The following is a 22,985-nucleotide window of genomic DNA, read 5'->3' on the forward strand; positions in this document are numbered from 1 at the left end:
TGTGGCTATCTACCCCTTCATTTGCGGACACTGGCGTGCAGGAGGGGGTTTTGGTCGGTTTCAGCCGGGAGGAGGGCGACCGGCGTCTCTCCCCCTGATGACTGACAGGCGATGGCGCACAACCGGACCCGGCCTTAGGCGAAGGAGCCTGAAGGCGCGCGACCGGACTGCCGTGATGTGACCGGAGGTCACGCGGCACGGCGGGGCCGCGCAGCAGCAGACGCGGAAGGCCCACCACGTGTGTCGGAATGTCGATGGCCTGCTTCGGTCCGAGACGGCGGAGGGTCGCCGGGGCTTCGGTACAGAACCATGGATCTCTTTGCAGGTGCTTCAGTCTTTGCACATCCAAGGTCGCCCAGCCGGTATCAACGGCCGGACGGTGGACGCGACACCGATGATCGGCCAGCATCGGGTGACTCATCTGGAGCGAATGAACCCGTGCTCCGGGGTGCCGATTGCCCAAAGCGGCACCGATCGGGTAGGGTGGCAACATCAATCAACCACAACGAGGAATCACAATGAACAAGCAGGAGCTGGTGGATGCGGTCGCCGCGAAGACCGGCGACAGCAAGGTCGCCACGGGCGAGATGATCGACGCGGTGATCGCCGCCATCACGGGTGAACTGACGAAGGGCAAAACGGTACAGCTGATCGGTTTCGGCTCGTTTTCGACGGGCGCGCGCGCCGCGCGGGTCGGCCGCAATCCGGCGACCGGCGCCGAGATCCAGATCCCTGCTGCGAAGACGGTGAAGTTCACGGCGGGCAAGGCGTTCAAGGACGCCGTGAACGGCGCCTGAGACCAGATGCAGCCGTCGGCCGGATTTCTGCCGATGGCACGGCAGTTGGCAGGGTAGCCGCTACTACAGGTGCTGGCGGCAGCAACGGCACGGACTGATCGGGCAAGGCCTGGACCCCGGCCAGTCGGCCTGGTAGCGTCAGTGCGAGATGCCGCGACGTACTGCGGCCCCTGCGATTCACTGCATGTCTCTATAGATAGCCGTATGGGTGCGACGTGGAAGTCGCACAAGAGATTGTTTCAGCTGACCTCGACCAGCGAGGAAACCGGCTGTTCCGTCAGCCGTACACTACTGGCGCATGCGATCTCGGTAACGAGTTGGTATGAAGCCGCCGGGACAATGTAACCTGCACGAATGTGCGGCATCAACCCCGTGAGGGCGAGGTGCTTTCTATGCTTCGTGCTGCTGCCTCGGCGGTGGGTGGTCGAGCGCAGCTTTGGCTGGCTCAACCGTTTCCGCCGTCTCGCACGTGATTGTGAACGGCTGCCCGAAACCCTTGCAGGACTTCATTTCGTGGTCTTCGCAATGCTCATGCTCGTTCACGCAGTGCCAGTACTTCAAAGTGCCTAACACGCTCTTCTATGGGGAGCTGAAAGTCAAGCCCGGTTCTAAACATTCTGTTATGCGAAGTAAACCTCCTTGTCCGGTCTCTACGGCCGGCCTGCGCGGTCACCTACCATGACCAGGCGCAGGCCGGCCGTAGAGACCGTTGCGTAAAGGACGGTACCGAAGCTCATCGCGTACACCTTGTTGCAGCCTTGGCATGTCAATGTCATTCAGGTCAGGGTGTCTGTTGACCGGTCAGTGCCGGGTCGACCTTCTATCCGTGCCGGCCTGACAGGCCGGTCACCTCATGCCGCATGCGCGAAGCGCTGGCGCTACCCTGTTACCGACGCGCCCCATCTAGGGAAACGGCCACCCGCAATGGGTAGCCCGAGCGTGTTCCGGGCGCGTTGACCTTTACATGCTGTTGCTGCATCCGATGTCATTCAGTGATTCAGGCCCTCACGGTGTTGACGTCGCGCGGTTTGAGTAGCGCACCGGCGGGGATCTCGCCGTGCTCGAGATAACGCCACAGGGCGATCGCCAGACGGCGTGCGAGCGCGACGATACCGATGCGCCGCATCCGCTTGCCGGTACCGGCAAAGCGCTCGTTGAACCAGTGGCTGAGCTGGCTGCCGGGCTGCAGGCGCAGCCAGCTCCAGGCGAGCTCGACCATCAGCCAGCGACATCGCCGGTTGCCCGCCTTGCTGATACCGAGTTCAACCTCGCTGGTGCCGCTGGCGTACGGCGTGGGCGTCAGGCCCAGACAGCCGGCCACTTCGCGGCGGTTGCGAAACTGCCGCCAGCCGAACAGTTCCCTGACGAGCGTCCACGCGCTGCCGGCACCGATGCCGGCAAGCTGTGCGAGCAGCGCCATGCCGGGATGTGCGCCGCTGCGCACCTGCCGCTCCTGCTGCACTTCGAGCAGACGGATCTGCTTGTGCACCAGCACGAGCCGCTCACATTCGCGGTCAATCTCGGCGCGCAGACCGGGCGCCAGCAACTCGCGCTGACGGGTCCACCAGTGCGTCCAGATGCGGCCGCCGACAGACCGGACCCGAAGGTTGTGCAGTACCAGCAGGGAGCGGATCCGGTTGGTGTGTGCGGTCTGCTCTTTGCGCAGGCGTTCGAGCTCGCGGTGCAGGCGCCGGTCGTCCTCCTGCTCGGGCGTGGGAATGCGTGCCACCGCCCACACGCGCCGCTCGCCCGCGTAATAGCGCATGAGCATCGACAGCAGCTTGTCGCTGTCAAGCCGGTCTGTCTTGGCGCGACGCGCACGGCGGTTCACCTCGATGCTGGCCGAATCCACCACGAGATTGACGATGCCCTGTTCAGCCAGCCAGCGGTGCAGCCAGAAACCGTCGCGGCCTGCTTCATAACAGCTGTAGACGGGTGCGTCGGCGCCGAGATGGCAACGCGCCCTGGCGTTGGCGATGGCGGTGAGAACCGCGGCGGTATCGCCGGCGGCGACCGTACAGCGGCTGGGCGCGCGCTGGCCATCACCGAGTGAGAGCTTCCAGTTCTTCTCGCCCAGTTCAAAAGCCATGTACAGGCGGCCACCTGCCGTCGTATTCTGCCCACGGAGGGCTGTGTCAGGCGTATCCATTTGCGTGCTCCTTCGGAGAAAACGAGTGTGCAAGTCCCGTTTTACTCCAGTCGGGCTTTCTGTCGCTGCCCTCCCACATAGCATCTAAGAGTGCCGCGAATGACTGCATGCGAGAAATTTTAATGCCCGGACCCGACCGGTTGGGAACGCGCAATGTGCATTCACGCCGCGTTCATATAAGCCGGCGCCCGATTGCCGAAACGTTCCATACGGCAAATACCGAGCCACTGGTTTCACCAGGTCGTTCCCAAAGCGGAGGTGAACTCGGCTATGCGCCTTTCAAATGTGCCGTCGATACCACCGTTGGCTTTCGCAAGCGACGCCGGATCAAACGCGCTTTGGAATAAGTAGCGGTGGTGTACGTTCGTCGACATCCCCGATCCTTCAGGCAATCCGGGAATCATCGTTCAACTATACGATCGGATCGAAGACAGGTGGCCAGAAATTAGGAGAACTTTTAATATGGTTTACAAATCGGTCGACGATTGGACTCTCGCAGCTATTCCAGATCAGACTCGTTTCGATCGAAACCGGCATATCTTTTACCTGCCGGTACGCCACGCCGGGGCGGGCGAAACGCGCGAAGACCTGGGGCACCCATGCAATGCCCATCCCCGCTGCGACGAGGCTCACGATAGTCTGCATCTCGATAGCCTCCTGCGCGATATGAGGGGTGATCCCCTTCAAGTGGTAGTACGACAGCAGTGCATCGAAGAGCGACGGCATGATTTGGCGGGGAAAGAGAACAATCGGGTCTGACGCAATGTCTGCGAACGACACCGGCTGGCGGTTCGCAAGCCGGTGATTGACTGGAAGCGCAACGAGAAACGGCTCGACCAGCAAAGTTAGCGCCGAAAGTCCGACTGGCGCAGCGCCCATAGCGTGCAGGACAAAGCCGGCATCCACCTGGTCTGCACCAAGCGCCTCAAGCTGCACATCGAGCGTTGCCTCGCGAAGCTCCAGCAGAACGTCCGGGTTCGCGTGCCGGAAACCACTGACCCAGCCGGGCATCCTGCCATAGGCCACCGTTGACGCGAAGGCAACGCGCAGACGGCCGGTCTGTCCTTCCGCAGCCGCCTTGACGATCCTTGGCAATTCGTCTGAAGCGCGAATCAGTTGCCGTGCATAGGCAAGTAGTGCTTCGCCGCCTGGCGTCAACGTCACGCTTTTCCGGGTGCGGTCAAACAACGCCACCTCGAGAGACGCCTCAAGGCTGTGCATAGCCTGCGTAAGAGGAGGTTGAGTCATGTGGAGCCGCTCGGCTGCACGTCGAAAATGCAATTCCTCCGCAACGGCGACGAACTGGCGTAGCTGTCGTATGTCGGTCACTGATATGTCCCGCGTATCAAATATGCGTGTGCAATATATTGGACCCTCCAATTTTGATTCTCAATACTTTTCTTATAGGCGAGCGGGATTTCAGTGCGCACCGATGTGCTGCCTGCGTGCCGTCTTTGCTTCAGGTGATTTCAACTAGCTGTCTATTCGTGCGCTAAACCGTCGCCTCGACTTTTGCCAACCTTTCAGGATCTGAAGATGACCAAGCTTTCAAAGGCCTTAGCTGCCCGACGCCGCGCTCTCGCCGCCATGTTGCTTCCCCTGGTTGCATGGGCAACCATCGGCACTGCGCACGCGGCGTCCCTCGAGGAAATCAAAAAGCGCGGCTACATTGTCGTGGCCACCGAAGACGACTACCGGCCCTTTGAATTCGTCAAGGACGGCAAGCCCACGGGCTTCGACAATGAAATGGTCGATGCGATGCGGAAGTACGCGCCCTTCGAGATCCGTCATGAAATTTTGCCCTTCACCGGCATCCTCGCCGGCGTCGCGACGGGTAAATACGACATCGCGATCACCGGGGCAACAATGACGAAGGACCGGATGCAATCGCTCGACTTCGCGAGCCCGATTGCGGACGCGACCGACTACTACGTCAAGCGAAAGAACGACGACTCGATCAAGTCGATCATGGACCTGAGCGGCAAAACAGTCGGCGTTCAGGCCGGCAGCGCGCAACTCGCTCACCTGTCTCAACTGCAGGCACAGATCGAGAAGAGCGGCGGCAAGATGGGCAAGATCGTGCAGTACACCTCGTATCCGGAGGCATACCAGGACCTGGCATTGGGCCGCACTGATTACGTCGTGAATACGATCATCAACCTCACGACGCTCGTCAATCAGAAACCCGGCGTCTTCGCGCTGGGACAACCTGTAGCCGCTCAGTCGATGGCGGCGTGGTCTGTGCAAAAGGGCAATGCCGACCTGCTCGCGTACGTCAACCAGTTCATCGCCAAGGAAAAGGCAAACGGCACGGTGGCGACCCTGCAGAAGAAATGGTTCGGTCAATCATTCAACCTACCGGTGACGTTCACCCCTGAATACTGAGCGCGAATGAGTTACTCCGACGTACTGTCGATTTTTAGCGGGGCGTTTACCACGCTCCTGCTGTCGGTTGCTGGCATTGCCCTGGGCCTGCCTATTGGACTCGGTATGGCCTTGCTGCGCTGGGGCCGCGTACCGGCCGTTGCCCGCTTTGTCGCCGTTTACGTGAGTCTGCTGCGGGCGTCACCGTTAGTCACCCTCCTGCTGCTGCTGTTCTACGGATTGCCCAATATGGGCATTGAAATCGGTCCGATTGCCGCCGGAGTGCTTGCGCTCACGATGAATACCTCAGCTTTCTACTGCGAGATCTGGCGCTCGGCACTCCTTGCCTTTCCGCGGGAACAACTGGAGGCTGCGCGGGCAGTGGGAATGCGGCGGAGCATGTGTCTTCGCCGCATTGTGCTCCCGCAGATCGCACGGACAAGCCTCCCCGCGCTGGTCAACGAGATGTCGCAATTGATCAAGGTCACGCCGGTGCTTGCCATTGTGGGTGTGGTCGATATCACACGGGCTGCGGTTCGCATCGGCGCGGACACCTATCAGCCCTTGCCGCCGTTCTACGTCGCACTGGCGATTTACATACCGATCATCTTCGCGCTCGTCAGCGTTCAGCGCTGGATTGAGCGCAGGCGGGCTCGCCTGGAGGCATCAGCGTGATCCACGATTTCGGCATTGTCTGGTTACACCGCGATATGCTTTTGTCAGGCCTTGTGAACACCGTCATTTTGTCGGTGTCGGCGGCACTGAGTGCGCTCTTGATCGGTGCGCTGGTTTCAACGGTCCTCGTTCGCCGCGCGCGCGTCGCTGGCCATATTGTCCGCTTCTTGATAGACGTCGCACGCTGCACCCCGTTCCTTCTATTTGCCTACATTGTCTACTACGGCCTGCCTTCGCTCGGACTGCGTTTCGACAACTGGGGCGCAGGGGTGCTGGCATTGATTGTCTACCACTCCTCCTACATGGCCGAAATTATAGGGTCGGCCTGGCTCTCTCTGCCGCGCGACCCAATCGAAGCGGGCCATGCGTTCGGATATAGCGGCCTGCGCCTCTTTCACCGCATCGTGATGCCGCCGCTCGCTATGAACGCGGCGCCGGTAGTTGGCAATCAGATCATTCAAATCGTCAAGGACAGCGCATTTCTGACGATCATTGCGCTACCGGAACTCACCAATGCGGCGAGCGCCATTCAGTCGCAGTATTTCGTCCCATTTGCGGCCTTTATCACGGCCATGTTGCTGTATTGGGCGCTCTGCCTGGTAGTCGAAGCCTTTGTATCAGTCTTGGGCCGAATGGCGGAGGCGCGCCGATGAATATGATGCACTACCCCACGAAAATGGACGATTCCCAGGCGGTTCTGAACATTATTGGACTCTCGAAGAGCTTTGGATCCTTGCAGGTGCTCGACAACGTCAGCTTTAGCGTTGCCGCGGGAGAGACGGTCTGCCTCTTAGGACCATCCGGTTCAGGAAAATCGACGCTGCTGCGCTGCGCTAACTGGCTTGAGCGTCCGGACCAGGGGCGCATTCTGCTGAAGGGGGAACAGGTCGGCGTCTCAAATGCCGGCGTCGTCATGAGCGACCGCGATCTCGCGAGGATGCGCATGCGCATCGGCATGGTGTTTCAGCATTTCGCGCTGTGGCCTCACCTAACCGTTTTGCAAAATGTGATGGAGGCGCCGGTGCACGTGCAGCGCCGCCCTAAAGACGTGGTGCACGAGGAAGCAGAAGCACTCTTGCGCCGCGTTGGAATGTATGAGAAGAGAGACGCGTTTCCAGCGCGTCTTTCGGGCGGTCAAAAGCAACGGATTGGAATCGCAAGAGCGTTGGCCATGAAACCGGAACTGCTGCTCTTCGATGAACCGACCAGTGCGCTCGATCCCGAACTTGTTGGTGAAGTGCTTGCCGTCATGCGGGATCTCGCAAGCGAGGGTATGACCATGGTCGTCGTTACCCACGAAATGGCTTTTGCAAGGGATGCCGCAAGCCGCATTGCCTTTATGGATCGAGGCGGGATTGTCGAAAGCGCGGCGCCTGACGTTTTCTTCTCCGCTCCGGCCACGGAGCGCGCACGCCAATTTCTGCAGCGCTATTCCGCTGCATCCGACCGTTCGTTGGCATCCAGTTGACCACGAGCACTGCTAAACCACTACGCTAGGATTCCGAGCGATGACATATACAGAACTGCTGGCATGACTATCCATTCGAATACCCCAATCGCCGAGCGCGAAGCGCATCGAGCCCGCTACGAGGCACTTCGTGCCGAAGGGCAAGGCGCGTCGACGCAAGCGCTACCGCCGCTTACCGTGCGCGATCAACCAGTGCATGACGATGCCGTCCTGCACCGCGAACACGTGCCGGGCGGCTGGTACTGGACCACACGTCTGGCGCGTGGCGAAGCGCTGCGCATTGTGAACACGGCGGGCACCTCTGCTGTTTCGATGGTGGCGTGGTGCGAAACGGATCCCTCTGAACGCCTGAATACCGCGGACACGATGAAAGTCCAGTGGAGCACCGGGCTGCGCAAGGGTCGCGTGATTTATACGGAAATGGGACGGGTAGCGTTCTCCATTGTGGAAGACACCTCCGGCGCCCACGACCCGCTCGTCGGGCCAACCACGAAAGAATCGATGGAGAAGGCACTCGGGCACTCGGCGGCGAGGAACTCCCGTGATAACTTCTTCCTGGCCGCGGCTAAGCTTGGCTTGGCGCGTCGCGACGTGCCGGCCTGCATCAACTTTTTCGCACCAGTGGCGATTGCCGCCGACGGCCGGTTCGTCTGGCACCCCGAGCGGCGGGCACCGAGAGATTTTGTCGACGTTCGCGCGGAAATGGATCTCCTCGTCGTGTTGTCCAACGCCGGCCATCCGCTTGATCCGGCTGTGCAAGCAGTGCCTGCGCCTGTTGATGTGATCCAGTTTGTCACACCTCAACTAGGGTCCGGCGACTCCTGTCGCCATGCCTGCAGCGAAGTCGAGCGTGCATTCGAACAAACTGAGCGGCACATCCGCCGCGGGAGCAGGTCATGATGGGAACGTCCGCTTTTACAGACCTCGTGCTCGACGTGGTCATACCCGCCCGCTCGCCGTGGTCCCACGTGTTGCGTCGCGGACAGAAACTGCGCCTTATCGACGTTGAGGGACAGCAAGCAGTCGATGCCCTGTTTTACAGCGCCGCGGACACCGCGCAACGCTACAGCGCACAGGACACGGTGCGCGAACAGGGATCGGCTTACATAGGACTCGGCACACGGCTCGTTTCCAACCAGGGTGCCGTGATGGCGCAGGTGGCCGAAGACAGTTCGGGCCGGCATGACACGCTGGCAGGTTGTTGTTCATGCGAGAGCAACGTGGTCCGGTTTGGCGAAGCAACCCGCTATCAGCACGCATGCAGGGAGAACTTTGTGCTGGAGCTCGGGCGGTATGGGATGGGCAAGCGGGACATCGCGCCCAACGTGAACTTCTTCATGAACGTGCCGATCGACGACGCCGGCAATTTCGCCGTGCTCGACGGCATATCGCCACCGGGAAGCTACATTGATCTGGTTGCAGAGATGGATCTGCTTTGTGTGTTCTCCAATTGTCCGCAGATCAACAACCCTAGCAATGACTTCAACCCGACGCCTGTACGCGTGATGATATGGGACGCCGCTCCGCAGCCGGCATAGACGGGTGACATAATCTCACGGCCGTGCGGACGAGTTCGGGCAATCAGGCCGGCGGCCGGTCCGGACTCGTTTATCACTCGAATGACAAAAGCGTAAGCTAAAAAATGATCGATCTGTACTCCTTATCACAAAATAATCGGGGACAAGCCGCGGATTTCTTCGCCATGTCTTACCGACGATCGCAACCAAGCGTGTGGGAACTTGAGGCATGAACTCTTCGAAACTCAATGAACTGCACGCATGGCAAGCTGCACGCCTGATAGCGAAACGCGAACTTCGCGTGGTCGATTTGCTGCATGCATGCCTTGACCGGATCACGGAACGCGACGACGAAGTACACGCCTTTGCGCATCTCGATCGCGCTCACGCGCTAGTGCAGGCAAACGCCCTCGATAAGGGCCCCGTGCGTGGGCTGCTGCACGGGCTGCCGATCGGTGTGAAGGACCTGTTCGACACCATCGATTTCCCTACCAGCTACGGCTCGCCGGTCTACGGCGCGCACCGCCCAAGGGCAGACGCAGCTTCCGTCGCTCTGTGCCGCGAGGCTGGCGCTTTGGTGATGGGAAAGACAGTCACGACCGAATTCGCCTATTTTTATCCCGGGGCCACCCGTAACCCACATGACTTGACGCGCACGCCAGGCGGATCGTCGAGCGGCTCCGCAGCGGCGGTCGCTGACAGCATGCTTCCCCTGGCGCTGGGTACTCAGACGGCCGGCTCGGTCATCCGGCCGGCCGCGTATTGCGGCGTAGTCGGCTATAAGCCGAGTTCTGGGCGCGTTCCCCGTGCTGGCATCAAGAGCATCTCGGAGGCGCTCGATACGCCGGGAGGATTTGGACGTTGCGTGCGCGACGTGGCGCTGCTCGGTGCTGTGCTCACCGGCGACGCGCGGCTCAGTACCAGTCCGGACGAATCAGCCGCGCCACGCATTGGCCTGTGCCGGACGCCTGAGTGGGCCTATGCGGAAGCGGACACGCAACGTGCGTGGGACACGGCGACTGCCGCACTAACGCATGTTGCGCCAGCGCTTGCAGACGTCGCGCTACCGGACGATGTGCCCGATCTGGTAGCGTTGCAAAAGGAAGTCATGGCATTCGAAATGTTCCGTGCACTAAGCGTTGAGCGGCTGCATCACCGGGATCAGCTTAGCCTTCAATTGCAGGCTCAACTGGACAGCGGCAGCGTGATTTCCGGTGGCGCACACGCGGCGAACCTCGTGCGTACCGAACGCGCAAGGCATCGCATTGACACCCTGTTCGACCGGTTTGACGTGCTGCTCGCGCCCAGTGCTGCAGGTGAAGCGCCAGTTGGCGTCGACGCAACCGGCGATCCGCTGTTTTGCCGCGGCTGGACTTTGCTAGGACTGCCCTGCGTGCATTTGCCGTTCACGCGTGGCAGCAACGGGCTCCCAGTGGGACTGCAGCTAGTCGGCCGCTGGGGCGACGACCACCGCCTGCTTTCGAGCGCGCAGTGGATTTACGACAGACTGACGCAATGAGCACGGCTCGTCTCGCGATTGCCTGTTCTCGCGGCCGCGCGCCGTCAACCAGGAAGGTTTATGGTGCGGACCGCTCAATAGAAGGAACACGATAGATGCACGTCCACCTAGAAAATACGACCTCCAAGCCCCGTCCGTTCTGGCTTACGCCTAAACTCGTCGACGCCGCGCGCTCGAGCAATGCCGCGTTGCCGGGCGAAGTGCGGTTCACCGTCGGTAGCGATCTGGAAGACTTTGCGGGCAGCTTATCGACTGCGACAGTGCTCGTTACGTCGTCGGGCGTCATTTGCGCTCCGCGGTTTCCGCGCGGTGATCTGGCCGCGGCTGCGCCCAATCTACGATTCATTCACCTGATCGATGCAGGCGTGGAAGACGTCATGCCGTTGAACTGGCTGCCGGCGAACGTCCAGCTAGTCAACAACAGCGGGGTACACGTAGAGAAGGCACGCGAATTCACGATCATGTCGTTGCTCGCACTCAACGCGCGCCTCCCGGAAATAGTGTGGCACCAGCAGCGGGCGCAATGGGAGCAGGTTTTCACACCGCTCATTCGAGGAAAATCGCTCCTGGTCATTGGGCTTGGTGACATGGGACAGGCAGCAGTGGCGGCTGGTCACACACTCGGCATGAAAGTCTTTGGCGTACGGCGTTCGGGCATGAGTGTACCTGGTGTCGAGCGAGTCTATTTGCCGGGTCAACTACACGAGGCGGTCGAATTAGCTGACTTCATCGTGATCGCTACGCCCTTGACTTCCGGTACGCGGAACCTCGTTAGTCGGTCAGTTTTGGAAGCGACGAAACAATCGGCAGCATTGTTGAATATTGGGCGAGCGGACGTTCTGGATCACGGCGCGCTCGTCGACTTGCTAAGGAATGGCAGGCTAAGCGGCGCGATATTGGACGTGTTGCCGCAAGAGCCGTTGCCCTCGTCGTCGGAGCTTTGGGCCTGCCCGAACCTGATTATCAATCCACATGTAGGCGCGGACGACCCAACCACTTACATGACGGAAACGATGCGATTGCTTTTCGCCAATTTGCAGCAACACCTTACCGGCCGGCCGCTTCAAAACATCGTAGATCGGATGACCGAATACTAAGAGGCTGCCCCGCTGCGAGGGTTGGGCAGCAGGTCATCCGGGATGTGGTGTGCCGCATGGTCTACCCAGAGAAATCAGAGTTCTTAGCCTCCTCGCCGGTGCCACGCAGATGGTCGGTTCGATACTGCGGTCGACCGCGTCGGGGTCGAGAGTACCATTCGGAATGAGCAAAAGCGGCCATGCGCGTATGGGCTTCTTCACACTCGTGCGGGGGCCGCTTCGGCCGACAACGTGCCCGCTACCGCAAACTCGCGGATGGCCGTTGGGCCTTGGAAGCGGCCATTGACCTAGTGTCGGTTCCAATGGCGGCTCCGGGTCCAGATGGAATGGACACCGCCCTCCCTCCGGGGATGTGAGCCTCATTGAGGGCCCCCAGAACCGAACGGCATCAATGTGCCAAAGTGGAGTTGCGACACAACCACTTGAGGAGCGGAGGCCCCAAATGAATGTTACGACCTATGGACTGGATGTTGCAAAGCGGGTGTTCCAGATGTACTGGGTGGATGCACAAACCAGTGAGGTTGCCAATCGCCGGTTCGGACGTGACGACCTGATCACGTTTCTGGCACAGCGCCCTGCTGGTCGAGTGGCGCTCGAGGCCTGCGGAAGCGCTCATTGGTGGACACGCAAGATTCAGGCGCTCGGGCACGAGGTGGTGCTCCTGCATGCCCAGTTCATCCGGCCATTCGTGCAAACGAACAAGACCGACGCAGCGGACGCCAAAGCAATATGGACTGCCGTGCAGCAACCTGGAATGCGTACGGTTGCAGCCAAGACGGAGGATCTCGCATATGTATCGCGGACCGCAAAGAGATCTGGTGGCGTGGAACTCGGCGCTGCTGTACGACATGATCCTGACGCAACCGGTCTATTACGAACTGCCGCAAATCAAGCCGCCGACGCTGTTGATGATTGGAGACAAGGACACGACTGCGATCGGTAAAGAGTTTGCACCGACCGGGATTCGTCCCTCTCTCGGCAATTATCCGCAACTTGCAAATCAGGCCGCCGCTGTGATTCCACACGTCAAGCTCGTCGAGTTTCCGAGCGCAGGACATGCGCCACAGATGCAGGATCCGGACGCGTTTCATGCGGCTTTGCTTTGCGGAATGACCGATCCGGGCGCGACAAATTAATTCACATACCGCGCCGATTAAAGTTTGAACCTGGGCAGAGATCGGACTGAGCAGGAGCGGTTGTGGATCTATGTATGGGTTTTCGGGATGGTTGTCTTCCGTCGTATGAAGATGGATTTCTCGTGCGCGGCGAACGACGCCAGGCGGACCCGGAAGCGCTAGCAGTGTCGTGTACCAGCGCTGGACGACGTCATTGGGCGGTTCGCCGGCCGAAGCGAACGTTCATGGCTCGCCTTGACACTGACTCGAATCTCATTTAAATTCATTGAATGAATCAATCAAACAATCAATAAATGAAAGTTCATGTCTCCAGCCAGCGATTTGAGCAGCCTGCCGCACGCGTATCACTCGTCGATTCGGCCGCCGATATCCTGCGTGAACGTATTCGTAGCGGTGGGTGGAGAGTAGGCGACAAACTGCCAATTGAACCTGAGCTGGCAATCCTCCTCGAGGTCAGTCGTGGAACAGTGCGTGCGGCTGTGCGCAGCCTTGTCGTCGAGGGATTGCTGGACGTGCGTCAGGGGGCGGGTACCTTTGTGGCATCAGCCATGGAGCGTTCAGCTGAAGTTAAGCGGCTACGGCGTATGGGCCTGCGGAGTCAGTTCGAGGTACGCCGCGCACTTGAAGTGGAGGCCATGCGCCTTGCGGCTGTGCGGGCGACAGCGCGCGACCTCAAGCAATTGCGCTCGTTGCTTGAGAAGCGCGGTCACTGGCTTGGCGTCGAAAGTGACAAGGTGCGATTTGTTGCCGATGACTACCTGTTCCACCTGGCGATCTTAAAGGCGGCGCACAATCCCGCACTTCTTGAAACTTACGAATTCCTCTCGATGGCAGTGAATGAAACCATCGCATCGACTCTTGAAGTCGACATTCCTGAACCCGATTACGAGGCGCATCGCTCGTTGATCGACGCCATCGAGTCGCGCTCTCCCGATATAGCGGAAAAGGCAGTCCGCGATTTCATGGATTTCATCCTTGTCGCGTTGCCGGAGGTGTCCCGCTCATGAGCCGGGAGATTTCCGATTCATCCTTGCTCGCCGCTCAGAAGTACGCCGGCTCAAGAGAATTGCAGCCTGCCGTCGACATGACGCTTGCAGACGAGCAGCTGATCGATGCGCAGGTTGATTCCGTGCCGCCGCCCAAGGCTGAAGCACTCACTAGTGTTCGCGGGAAGGTATTGCTTGGAGCCAGCCTTGTGCTGGTCGCGCTCAATCTCCGTCCGCTGTTTTCGAGCCTCGGTTCGTTGCTGCCTGAAGTGGCCCGTGCGAATGGCCTTGCGCCCGCGATGGCGAGCGCGCTCACGACCTTGCCGGTCCTGTGCCTTGGCATCTTTGCGCCGGCCAGTCCTGCGCTCGCACGCCGGTTTGGCGCCGAACGGATCATTTTCTGGCTGATGTTGCTGCTTGCGGTTGGTACCGCGTTGAGGGTGACCGGTCCGATCGTCGCGCTGTTCGCGGGCACGATCCTCGCTGGCGCCTCGATCGCGGTCATTAACGTGCTCCTGCCCGGCCTGATCAAACGGGACTTTGCCGAACGTACTGGTCTGATGGCGGGACTGTACACGATGGCGTTGTGCGCGGGTGCCGCCATGGCGGCCGGATTGACCGTGCCACTCGAGCGGCGGTTCCACGGTGCATGGGCACCCGCGCTCGCCTTCTGGGCATTGCCGGCTCTCGTCGCAGCACTCTGCTGGCGTCCTCATTTGCGCTCGCCGCAAGTGGTCAGTCATCAAGGGCGGATCGTGTCGCGTGGCCTGTGGCAGTGCCCACTTGCATGGCAGGTCACGATCTTCATGGTGCTTCAGTCAATGCTGTCATTCACCGTATTTGGATGGCTGGCTCCGATCCTGCGTGATCGCGGTGTGCCGGCCGACCACGCAGGTCTGGTGGTGTCGGTCTCGGTGATCCTGCAGACATTGGCGTGCCTGGTAGCGCCTGCTACGGCAGCGAAGCTTCCAAACCAGCGTGTACTCAATGCCGTCGTGGTCGTGCTGGCTGTCAGTGGCTTCCTTGGCTGTCTGTTTGCTCCACTTTCAACGCTGTGGTTCTGGGCAGTTGTACAAGGGCTCGGTCAGGGCGCGCTCACCTCGGTAGCGTTGACGCTGATTGTGCTGCGCTCGAAAAACGCGCACATTGCCGCCGAACTTTCCGGGATGGTGCAGGGAGTTGGCTATGGCGTCGGAGCCACGGGCCCGCTGCTGGTTGGTGTGTTGCATGGATGGACGGGAAATTTCGAGAGCGTGGGATTGATGTTCGCCGCGGTTGGTGTCGCTGCTATCGTTTTTGGTTTCCTTGCTGGGCGCGCACGCCACGTGAAGGGTGTGTTGTACGAAATCCGCACGATCGAGCGGATAGTCACTGAAGTGTGACCCAGGTACAACGATGCGCTCGCGCCTCTGATGGATCGTCGGTGGTTATATACCGTCCGAGCGGATACCTGACCGATATCGCTGAATGCGCGGACGTCCGTTCCACATCTAAACCCGCCATAGTCGGGCTGACGCGTTGAAGGGCCGGTACGGGTCGAGCTTGTGTGAAAACATGCTGATCACCTAAACTGGATTAACTCATTCAGCATGGGTGACCGGATGAAGCGATTCATAGAAGGTGAAGATCGCAAGCAGGTGACGCTGCTTCCAGAATGCCTCGATGACTTCGTTGCCGAGGACAATCCGGTCAGGATCATCGAGGCGTTCGTTGAAGAGCTTGACCTTGCATCATTGGGCTTCGATGGAGCAATGCCGTCGACCACAGGTCGACCGTCCTATCATCCAGCAGTGCTGCTGAAGATCTATATCTACGGCTACCTGAACCGGGTGCAATCGAGTCGGCGTCTTGAGCGCGAATGCCAGCGCAATGTTGAGTTGATGTGGCTGACGGGCCGCCTGGCGCCGGACTTCAAGACCATAGCCGACTTCCGTCGTGACAACGGCGTCGGCATTCGCAACGTGTGTCGCCGCTTCGTGATGCTGTGCCGTGAACTGAAGCTGTTCTCGCAAGCACTGGTTGCCATTGACGGCAGCAAGTTCAAGGCAGTCAATACGCGCGATCGCAACTTCACGGAGGGTAAGGGCGACAAGCGCCAGAAGCAGATCGAGGAGAGCATCCAGCGGTATCTGAACGCGCTGGAGACTGCCGATCGTACGCAACCCGCTGAGCTGGAAGCAAAGACGACTCGGCTGCAGGACAAGATCGCGCGTTTGCGCGAGCAGATGCGAAACCTCGAGCAGATCAAGGAGCAACTCAAGACTGAGCCTGACGGTCAGCTCTCGATGACCGATCCTGATGCACGCTCCATGGCGACGAGCGGCAAAGGCTCAGGCATGGTGGGCTACAACGTACAGGTGGCGGTAGACGCCAAACACCACCTCATCGTTGCTCACGTGGTCACAAACTCTGGCAGCGACCGGGCGCAGCTTAGCCCCATGGCAAAAGCTGCGCGCGATGCGATGGGTAAGGCCAGACTGCGGGCCGTCGCCGATCGTGGCTACTATAGTGGGCCTCAGATCAAGGAGTGCGCGGATGCCGGGATCGCGGTAATGCTGCCGAAACCCACGACATCAAGCGCGAAATGCCATGGTCGATTTGATAGGGCTGACTTCATCTACATTGCGCGGGACGACGAATACCAGTGTCCAGCCGGTGAACGGGCAATCTACCGTTTCACCCGGGAGGAACATGGTATGCAATTACGCCGATACTGGAGCAGCGCCTGTCCTCAGTGCCCAATAAAATCGCAATGCACGCCAAGTCCGTATCGGCGAATCACCCGATGGGAACACGAGTCAGTGTTGGAAGGTGTTCAACGTCAACTCGACCAAACGCCTGAGGCAATGACGATACGCCGACGCACCGTCGAACATGTCTTCGGGACGTTCAAGCACTGGATGGGTTACACGCACTTCCTGACACGCCGGCTACCCAACGTGGGCACCGAAATGAGTCTTAACGTACTTGCCTACAATCTCACCCGAGTGCTGCGAATCCTGGGGTTCAAGAAGACAATGAAGGCGATGCGGCTGGTGGGTGCGTGAGCACCCCGTAGGTCCTAAAACAAAGCCCTTAAACTCGTCTGGAACGCATCAGAGACGTTCACCTTCTCGTCGTCGCCGTGATGACCGCAAAGGCAGTCGAACGCGCCGCCGGGGTCAGAGTCACGCGTCGAATCGCAATTCCATCGGGTTTCCACACGACCTAGACCGAACTGCGACCTTCGAACCGGCAACGCGCGAGGACGGTCTGCGCGCATTCATCGCTTGGCGCGCTGCGTCCGCTTGCGCGGAGACATTCCGGGGAGCTGGGCGGTCGGACGTTCCGCCGCTGCGGCCGTCGCCTTCGACTTCGGTTTGTTCATCGGCTCGACTTCCTGTGAATGATGTGCCGGTCCTAGCAATCGGCCGCAAGGCATCGCTCGGGCGCATGGTGTTTACACCAGGATGGAGAACCGGGGGGCACCCCGAGGTCTAACTTGGTGCTTTGCCACTCTCCAGGAAACACACCATGAACACTAGAGAATTCCCGAAAGAGATCGTTGGCCAGGGACTGCGGGTCGCTGACACCGCTCTTTTGACTGCGATCTTCGAACGCGTCGCCGAAAATAACCCGGAGATCGCGCGATCGATCATCGAGGCAGCAATCAGACATGTCCCGCCCCACTCTGCACGCGCGGGCGAGGCATCGGTTGAAATGATCGCGCGCGACGAACTGAATAACCGTCTGCAGTCTTTACTGGGCGAGATCGCTCCGCCCAGCCAACGCGTCGACGGCGTCCAGCGCAGAGTGATGAGGTAGCTTCGGCTGCACCACGTCGAATCCAGGTCTTGCGCCTTGTCGGAGCGGTTCCCCGCGTGATCCGTGAAAATCAGGTCGTCCGCGATCAGGTCGTCCAGCTCGACCACATCCCCGGCGAGCATTGCTGCCTGCAGGCGCGTCGCAAGCATTTCAACGATGGCTTTCATGATTTTCCCTCGGGCTGCAATGTTATCTGTGTGACGCACATTAGCGCGGAGCGCATCCGCGTACCAGCACTTCCGAGAGAGCCTTATCAAACAATCGGCTCGCGTTGGTCACGAGACAGCGGGCCGCAGCCGCCGATGGCGATCAGTCAGCGACCCGCCATACGCCGACGGGTGTAACCGGCCGTTCCAAGGGCGCCTTTAGTGCCGATAGCGGACCGCTACGCGCATCGCTTCCAAGATGCGAACCACCCCGATACGGCTAGCCATGTACCCATCGCCGCAGTGGCGACATGCTCACTATGGGTGAGCGGGAGTGCTCAGCGGAGGGGGATATCTGCCGACGATCAGGCTGACTGTACAGATACGGTGAATTTAAGTTACCTTTAAGAATCCCGGTATAGCTTCTTGGAAATGTCATGTCGTGATCTTTATTGCAATGTGCTTTCAGCGGGCGCAGAGCGAGATCGGGTGATTCCTCAGTGTCCTCAGCTTGCCGGACTGAACGTCCAGTTGCGACCGTTGGTCCCGGCGGCAGCTTCCTCTGACCCAGCGTGAGCGCTGGGTTTTTTTTTGATTGCACTCCATGCACGCGACCTCAAACACCTCAACAGCCCCTTCACGCATGAGCGCGCTCGAATTGCGCGCGACTGTGTCGCTCGCCGCAATCTTTGCGCTGCGCATGCTAGGCCTCTTCATGATCATGCCGGTGTTTTCGGTCTATGCGAAAACCACCCCCGGCGGCGACAACCTGCTGCTGGTCGGCATCGCGCTCGGCGCCTACGGCGTGACGCAGTCGCTCCTCTACATCTTCTACGGCTGGGTCTCCGACCAGGTCGGCCGCAAGCCCGTCATCGCGACCGGCCTCGTGATCTTCGCGATCGGCAGCTTCGTCGCCGCAGGCGCGCACGACATGGTATGGATCATCGTGGGCCGCGTCATACAGGGCATGGGCGCGGTGTCGTCGGCCGTGCTCGCGCTCATCGCCGACCTGACCGCCGAGGAGCACCGTACCAGGGCGATGGCGATGGTGGGCGGCTCGATCGGCATGTCCTTCGCCGTGGCCATCGTGGGCGCACCGATCGTGTTCCACTTGGTCGGCATGAGCGGCCTCTTTACGCTGGTCGGCGTATTCTCGATCCTCGCGGTGGGCGTGGTGATATGGGTGGTGCCCGACGCACCGCGGCCTGTGCACGTGCGCGCGCCGTTCGCCGAGGTGCTCCACAACGTCGAACTGCTGCGCCTGAACTTCGGTGTGCTCGTGCTCCACGCCACGCAAACGGCGCTCTTTCTCGTCGTGCCGCGACTGCTCGTCGATGCCGGTCTGCCGGTCGCGTCGCACTGGAAGATTTACCTGCCGGTCATGGGTCTCGCATTCGTCATGATGGTTCCCGCCATCATCGCGGCGGAGAAACGGGGCAAGATGAAAGCCGTGATTGTTTCTGCGATCGGTCTTATCCTGATCGGCCAGCTGTTGCTCGGCTCGCTCGCGCATACACTCGTGATCGTGTCAGCTGTCCTCTTCGTGTACTTCCTCAGCTTCAACATTCTGGAAGCGTCGCAGCCCTCGCTCGTCTCGAAGCTCGCGCCGGGCAACCGCAAGGGCGCGGCCACGGGCGTCTACAACACCACGCAGTCGATCGGACTCGCGCTCGGCGGCGTGGTGGGCGGCTGGCTCCTCAAGCACGACGGCCCAGGCACCGTGTTTTACGCCTGCTCAGGCCTCGTCTTGTGCTGGCTTATAATCGCGGCCGGTATGAAGGCGCCACCGCGCAAGGCCTAGCTTTCCGGTGCCCGGCGTAAAATGGCCCCAGCGGCACGAATCGCAAATTTGGTCTCAAGTCTGAACAACGCGACAAAGAAGAGGATACAGATCGTGCGCATCGTCCCGCTGATCGACCGACGAACGCTGCAGCGCGCCCATCGGCTGTGGCTCCATTACGGTGTGTTCTGGCTCGGCGCGATCGCGGTCGGCCTTGTCGCGGTGCTCTACGCGAAGCTGATCGATTTCGGCTATGCGCTGTTTCTGCGCGTTGCGGCTGAGCACTTCTGGTTACCGCTCGTTGCAGCACCCGTCTTAGGCGCCGTGACGGTGTGGCTCACGCGGCGTTTCTTCGACGGCGCGGAAGGCAGTGGCATTCCGCAGGTGATCGCCATGCTGCATGGACCTGACACACTGGGTCCGCGGTTGCTCACGCTGCGCATCCTCGTCGGCAAGATCTTCGTTTCGTTTCTTGCCATTCTCGGCGGCTTTACGATCGGACGTGAAGGGCCGACCATTCACGTCGGCGCGGCCCTGATGTTCAGCCTGAGGCGTTTCTACCCGCAACGCTTTCGCACAATCCGGCCCGGCGTGCTCGAACGAAGGCTCGCGCTTGCGGGCGCAGCCGCAGGACTGTCCGCTGCATTCAATGCGCCGCTCGCGGGGGTGGTGTTCGCGATCGAGGAGCTCACGCGCAGCTTCGAGCAGCGCGCGAGCGGTGTCCTGATCACCCGTAAAACGAAGGAAAGTTGTCACTGGACTGTGCTCGCGGGGGCAACAGTTTATCCATTGAATTGACAACATTGCTTCGCTAACTGGCGAAGTAAAGTCGTCACTTCGCGTTAGCGCGAATTAAAATTGTCAACTCACGTTCATCCTAGACCATGAAATCCTCAGGCAGGTGGTACACATGGTCGACGTTTTGCGAAGCTTCGAGCCACTCACACTGCCGCGTCCTCGCGGCGCGCACCGTTATGACGTCTTCAGTCCGAAACTGGGGCGACGTCTGACCCTATACAGGCGGAGCGCTTTCGAAGCATGGCTGATGCTCGAAGCGGATCCTGCTGCCAAGACATTCTGTGAATGGCCTGGCTTCATGGCTGTCGACGGGCAACGCTGCGTCGTCGATTTCTGGGCAAGGTCTGACGACCATGAATACCTGGTACTACTATCGGAGACAAGACCCGCGACGGATTGCCCAGGAGGTCGTCTTGACTTCGACCCGGAAGCCTACGCCGTGCGGCACATTGATGCAGCCGAAAGGGCCGCTGCGCGTGTCTGGACCGGTAACTGGCAGCGCATGCTGCCCGTACTTGTAGCCGCACGCGGCCTCGTCAAACCTTCGATGCTGGGGGCGATCGAGCGGTTCGTCGCATCGCCCCAATCGCTGATGATGATAGAGCGTGAATTCTCTACCGGCGATCCCTCACTCGTCCGGGCGGCCGTTTTCGAGCTGCTGCATCGCGGTCGCATCCGGGCGCTAGAGTTACACACTGAAAGCCTGTCGTTTCTGACGCGCTTTGTTGCGGCACAGGCCACATCATGAGCCGGCGCAGACCCGAATTTCAGACGCTGGATCTCGCCTCATGGCCCACGATCGCATGGACAGAACTCGACGCCACCGCGGGCAGTCGCGTCCAAAGGCATATCGACGCAATTGAGCGTTATGCCAAAAATGAGCCTGTCGGAAGTATTGAGGCCGCAACTGGAGTCAACCGCAGACAGCTCTACCGGCTTCTCGACAGGGCGCTCTCGCTGCATGCCGACGGTCGGCTATACGGCTTCCGTGCGCTCGTTGCTCATGCCCGCGTGACGGAATACACACGCATGCTGCCCGTTACCTTGCGCGGCGAACGGGGCGGTGCCGTCGGCGCGCTTTCACTGCTGTTTGAGCGGTATCCGAGACTCGCTGCGTGGCTGGTTCTGCAGATCAGACAGCGCCGCGTGACAGTCAAGCAGATACCTTCCGACGACGGCATCCGGATCCGGCTGCACGGTTTGCGGGCCTTGCACGATAGATTTCTGCAGGAGTGTCGGCAGCTGGGCCTGACGGCCGCCGATTATCCGTTCAACACCGCCGGGCGCGCGATCCGGTCGCTGTCTTCACGGGTGAAGGCGGAGCTTTTGCGCGGTTTTGGAACGGTAGCGGCGGCTGCCGGCGCTTCGCATCTGAAGGGACTGCCACGTTCCGACGATGTACCTGCTCCCGCAGCGACACGGCCGTATCAGGTTGTCGAATTCGATGGTCACCGGCTCGATGTGCGGCTGAAGGTTGTCGTTCGCGATCCGCTCGGCTTCGAGCATGAGTTTGAAATCGAGCGCGTGTGGCTGCTGGCGATCATCGACGTATGCACGCGGGTCGTGCTTGGCTATCACCTGGCGCTGACCCGCGAATACAGTCGTTACGATGTGATCAAAACGATCGAGAACGCGCTCGAACCGCGGCCGGTGCGCGCCTTCACCATACCCGGACTAGCCTGCCAGATGCAGGAGGGTTTCGCGTCACAGCGCATGCCCGAGCTTGCCTACGTCACTTGGGAGTGCATCCGACTCGACAATGCGAAGGCGAATCTCGCCGGAGAAACGCTGTCTGCACTCTGCGAGTTCGTTGGCTGCATCGTCAGTGCAGGACCGAAGCACAGTCCGGACGAGCGCCCGTATATCGAGCGCTTCTTTGGCACAATCGCCAGCCGACTGTCCTCACGCCTGCCCGGCTATACGGGCTCCCATCCTCGTGACCTGCGCCGTGCGCTGGCCGACCCGGAAGGTAATCTCCGCCTGTATGTGTCGATCGATGAGCTGGACGAGTTGATTACTTATTCGATTGCAAACTATCACGGCACGCCTCACGGCGGGCTGAATGGCGCAACGCCGCTCGAAGCGATGGAGTTCTTTGTTCGTGGAAGGGGGCAACTGCTGACCTGGTTGCCCGAAGTGCGCCGACGTACGTTATGCCTGATGCAATCCGCGCGGCACTGCCGTGTGCGCGGCTATCTTGCGCTTGGCGTCCGTCCTCACATTAACCTGTTCGGCGTGCGCTATACCAACATGGTCCTTGCCAGCAGCGCCCAGTTGATTGGCCAGTCGCTTCGCATCTACATCAACGCTGACGATCTGCGCTGCGTGCGAGCTTTCCTCGCCGATGGCCGTGAGCTCGGCGTCCTTGACGCGCAGGGTGCCTGGCGTGTGATGCCGCACAACCTGACGTTGCGCAGGGAAATCCTGAAGGCGAGGAGCAGCGGGAGCTCAGGACATATGTCGGTAGAAAATCCGATTGACGCCTACGTACAGACCAAGGTCGCAGCAGCAGGCAGGTCACGTAGGGCGGCCTCAGATGCAGCGCGGACGCTGCGCCTTCTCGCAAACGCACCAACGGCCAGAACACCAACAGGCCCGCTAGCACCAGATGCATTTCCAGAAACGCCGCCAGCGGAAGCAGCGGAGGGGACCGTAGTGGTCGCCGACACAGCACCCGTCGAACCGGTTCGTCCGCGCACGCTTGGTATCGGGACGGGGCAGGTCTTCTAATAGGTGGTTCTGATAGGTT

The 22,985-nt window shown here is 60.3% G+C and carries 19 protein-coding genes and 4 pseudogenes; 19 read left to right on the top strand and 4 right to left on the bottom strand.

Annotated features, from left to right (window positions below; genetic code table 11):
* Positions 1-518: 518 nt before the first annotated feature.
* Both RI103_RS39015 and RI103_RS39020 read left to right on the top strand, forming a co-directional pair.
* Positions 519-797, top strand: coding sequence for an HU family DNA-binding protein (locus tag RI103_RS39015; protein ID WP_310819526.1), 279 nt, complete (start codon positions 519-521; stop codon positions 795-797).
* Between the two features lie 396 nt (positions 798-1,193).
* Positions 1,194-1,367: pseudogene (locus RI103_RS39020) on the top strand (transposase); the annotation flags it as partial.
* Positions 1,368-1,794: 427 nt separating this feature from the next.
* On the opposite strand, the gene RI103_RS39025 reads toward RI103_RS39020, so the two are convergent.
* The 3 genes from RI103_RS39025 to RI103_RS39035 form a co-directional block, all read right to left on the bottom strand.
* A complete protein-coding gene (locus RI103_RS39025; RefSeq protein WP_310815546.1) occupies positions 1,795-2,946 on the bottom strand; it encodes an IS110 family transposase in 1,152 nt (383 codons plus the stop codon).
* Between the two features lie 233 nt (positions 2,947-3,179).
* On the bottom strand, positions 3,180-3,320 hold the full coding sequence (locus tag RI103_RS39030; RefSeq protein WP_310819527.1) for a hypothetical protein: 141 nt from the start codon (positions 3,318-3,320) through the stop codon (positions 3,180-3,182).
* A 37-nt stretch (positions 3,321-3,357) separates the two neighbouring features.
* Positions 3,358-4,275 (bottom strand): LysR family transcriptional regulator, encoded by a 918-nt coding sequence (locus RI103_RS39035; protein WP_310819528.1) that lies wholly within the window; start codon positions 4,273-4,275, stop codon positions 3,358-3,360.
* Positions 4,276-4,482: 207 nt separating this feature from the next.
* Between RI103_RS39035 and RI103_RS39040 the strand changes: the two genes are divergently transcribed.
* From RI103_RS39040 to RI103_RS39100, 13 genes and pseudogenes are all read left to right on the top strand, one after another.
* On the top strand, positions 4,483-5,331 hold the full coding sequence (locus tag RI103_RS39040) for a transporter substrate-binding domain-containing protein (protein WP_310819529.1): 849 nt from the start codon (positions 4,483-4,485) through the stop codon (positions 5,329-5,331).
* Between the two features lie 6 nt (positions 5,332-5,337).
* The gene (locus RI103_RS39045) at positions 5,338-5,985 is read left to right on the top strand and encodes an amino acid ABC transporter permease (RefSeq protein WP_310819530.1); all 648 of its coding nucleotides are present in this window, start codon (positions 5,338-5,340) and stop codon (positions 5,983-5,985) included.
* Positions 5,982-6,638 carry an amino acid ABC transporter permease gene (locus RI103_RS39050; RefSeq protein ID WP_310819531.1) on the top strand — a complete coding sequence of 219 codons (657 nt, stop codon included), beginning with the start codon at positions 5,982-5,984 and terminating at the stop codon, positions 6,636-6,638. Before RI103_RS39045 ends, RI103_RS39050 begins: the two co-directional genes overlap by 4 nt.
* Complete coding sequence (locus tag RI103_RS39055; RefSeq protein ID WP_310819532.1) at positions 6,635-7,453, top strand: amino acid ABC transporter ATP-binding protein; 819 nt, start codon at positions 6,635-6,637, stop codon at positions 7,451-7,453. Before RI103_RS39050 ends, RI103_RS39055 begins: the two co-directional genes overlap by 4 nt.
* 63 nt (positions 7,454-7,516) lie before the next feature.
* Positions 7,517-8,353 (top strand): urea amidolyase associated protein UAAP1, encoded by an 837-nt coding sequence (locus tag RI103_RS39060; protein ID WP_310819533.1) that lies wholly within the window; start codon positions 7,517-7,519, stop codon positions 8,351-8,353.
* The gene (locus RI103_RS39065) at positions 8,350-8,991 is read left to right on the top strand and encodes an urea amidolyase associated protein UAAP2 (RefSeq protein ID WP_409077079.1); all 642 of its coding nucleotides are present in this window, start codon (positions 8,350-8,352) and stop codon (positions 8,989-8,991) included. The genes RI103_RS39060 and RI103_RS39065 overlap by 4 nt, the downstream gene beginning before the upstream one ends.
* A 208-nt stretch (positions 8,992-9,199) precedes the next feature.
* On the top strand, positions 9,200-10,489 hold the full coding sequence (locus tag RI103_RS39070; protein WP_310819534.1) for an amidase: 1,290 nt from the start codon (positions 9,200-9,202) through the stop codon (positions 10,487-10,489).
* Between the two features lie 95 nt (positions 10,490-10,584).
* Positions 10,585-11,586 carry a D-2-hydroxyacid dehydrogenase gene (locus RI103_RS39075; RefSeq protein ID WP_310819535.1) on the top strand — a complete coding sequence of 334 codons (1,002 nt, stop codon included), beginning with the start codon at positions 10,585-10,587 and terminating at the stop codon, positions 11,584-11,586.
* A 442-nt stretch (positions 11,587-12,028) separates the two neighbouring features.
* Positions 12,029-12,367: pseudogene (locus RI103_RS39080) on the top strand (IS110 family transposase); the annotation flags it as partial.
* A 1-nt stretch (position 12,368) separates the two neighbouring features.
* A pseudogene (locus RI103_RS39085) lies at positions 12,369-12,722 on the top strand (alpha/beta fold hydrolase); the annotation flags it as partial.
* Between the two features lie 293 nt (positions 12,723-13,015).
* Entirely contained in the window at positions 13,016-13,729 is a 714-nt protein-coding gene (locus tag RI103_RS39090) for a FadR/GntR family transcriptional regulator (RefSeq protein ID WP_310819536.1), read from the top strand.
* A gap of 77 nt (positions 13,730-13,806) precedes the next feature.
* Positions 13,807-15,090: a CynX/NimT family MFS transporter gene (locus RI103_RS39095; protein WP_409077102.1), complete on the top strand. Its 1,284-nt coding sequence runs from the start codon at positions 13,807-13,809 to the stop codon at positions 15,088-15,090.
* 219 nt (positions 15,091-15,309) lie between these two features.
* The gene (locus RI103_RS39100) at positions 15,310-16,755 is read left to right on the top strand and encodes an IS1182 family transposase (protein ID WP_310819789.1); all 1,446 of its coding nucleotides are present in this window, start codon (positions 15,310-15,312) and stop codon (positions 16,753-16,755) included.
* A gap of 429 nt (positions 16,756-17,184) precedes the next feature.
* Here RI103_RS39100 and RI103_RS39105 read toward each other — a convergent pair whose 3' ends face one another.
* A complete protein-coding gene (locus tag RI103_RS39105; protein ID WP_310819538.1) occupies positions 17,185-17,679 on the bottom strand; it encodes a nuclear transport factor 2 family protein in 495 nt (164 codons plus the stop codon).
* A 622-nt stretch (positions 17,680-18,301) separates the two neighbouring features.
* Here RI103_RS39105 and RI103_RS39110 point away from each other — a divergent pair.
* The 4 genes and pseudogenes from RI103_RS39110 (at position 18,302) to RI103_RS39125 (ending at position 22,966) form a co-directional block, all read left to right on the top strand.
* The gene (locus tag RI103_RS39110; RefSeq protein WP_310819539.1) at positions 18,302-19,459 is read left to right on the top strand and encodes an MFS transporter; all 1,158 of its coding nucleotides are present in this window, start codon (positions 18,302-18,304) and stop codon (positions 19,457-19,459) included.
* A gap of 21 nt (positions 19,460-19,480) precedes the next feature.
* Positions 19,481-20,233, top strand: a pseudogene (locus RI103_RS39115) (chloride channel protein); the annotation flags it as partial.
* Positions 20,234-20,348: 115 nt separating this feature from the next.
* Positions 20,349-20,984, top strand: a complete 636-nt coding sequence (locus tag RI103_RS39120; RefSeq protein ID WP_310819540.1) for a hypothetical protein — start codon at positions 20,349-20,351, stop codon at positions 20,982-20,984.
* A complete protein-coding gene (locus tag RI103_RS39125) occupies positions 20,981-22,966 on the top strand; it encodes an integrase (protein WP_310819541.1) in 1,986 nt (661 codons plus the stop codon). Before RI103_RS39120 ends, RI103_RS39125 begins: the two co-directional genes overlap by 4 nt.
* Positions 22,967-22,985: the final 19 nt, after the last annotated feature.

Origin of the sequence: Paraburkholderia sp. FT54 (assembly GCF_031585635.1) — a bacterium.
Taxonomy (GTDB): domain Bacteria; phylum Pseudomonadota; class Gammaproteobacteria; order Burkholderiales; family Burkholderiaceae; genus Paraburkholderia.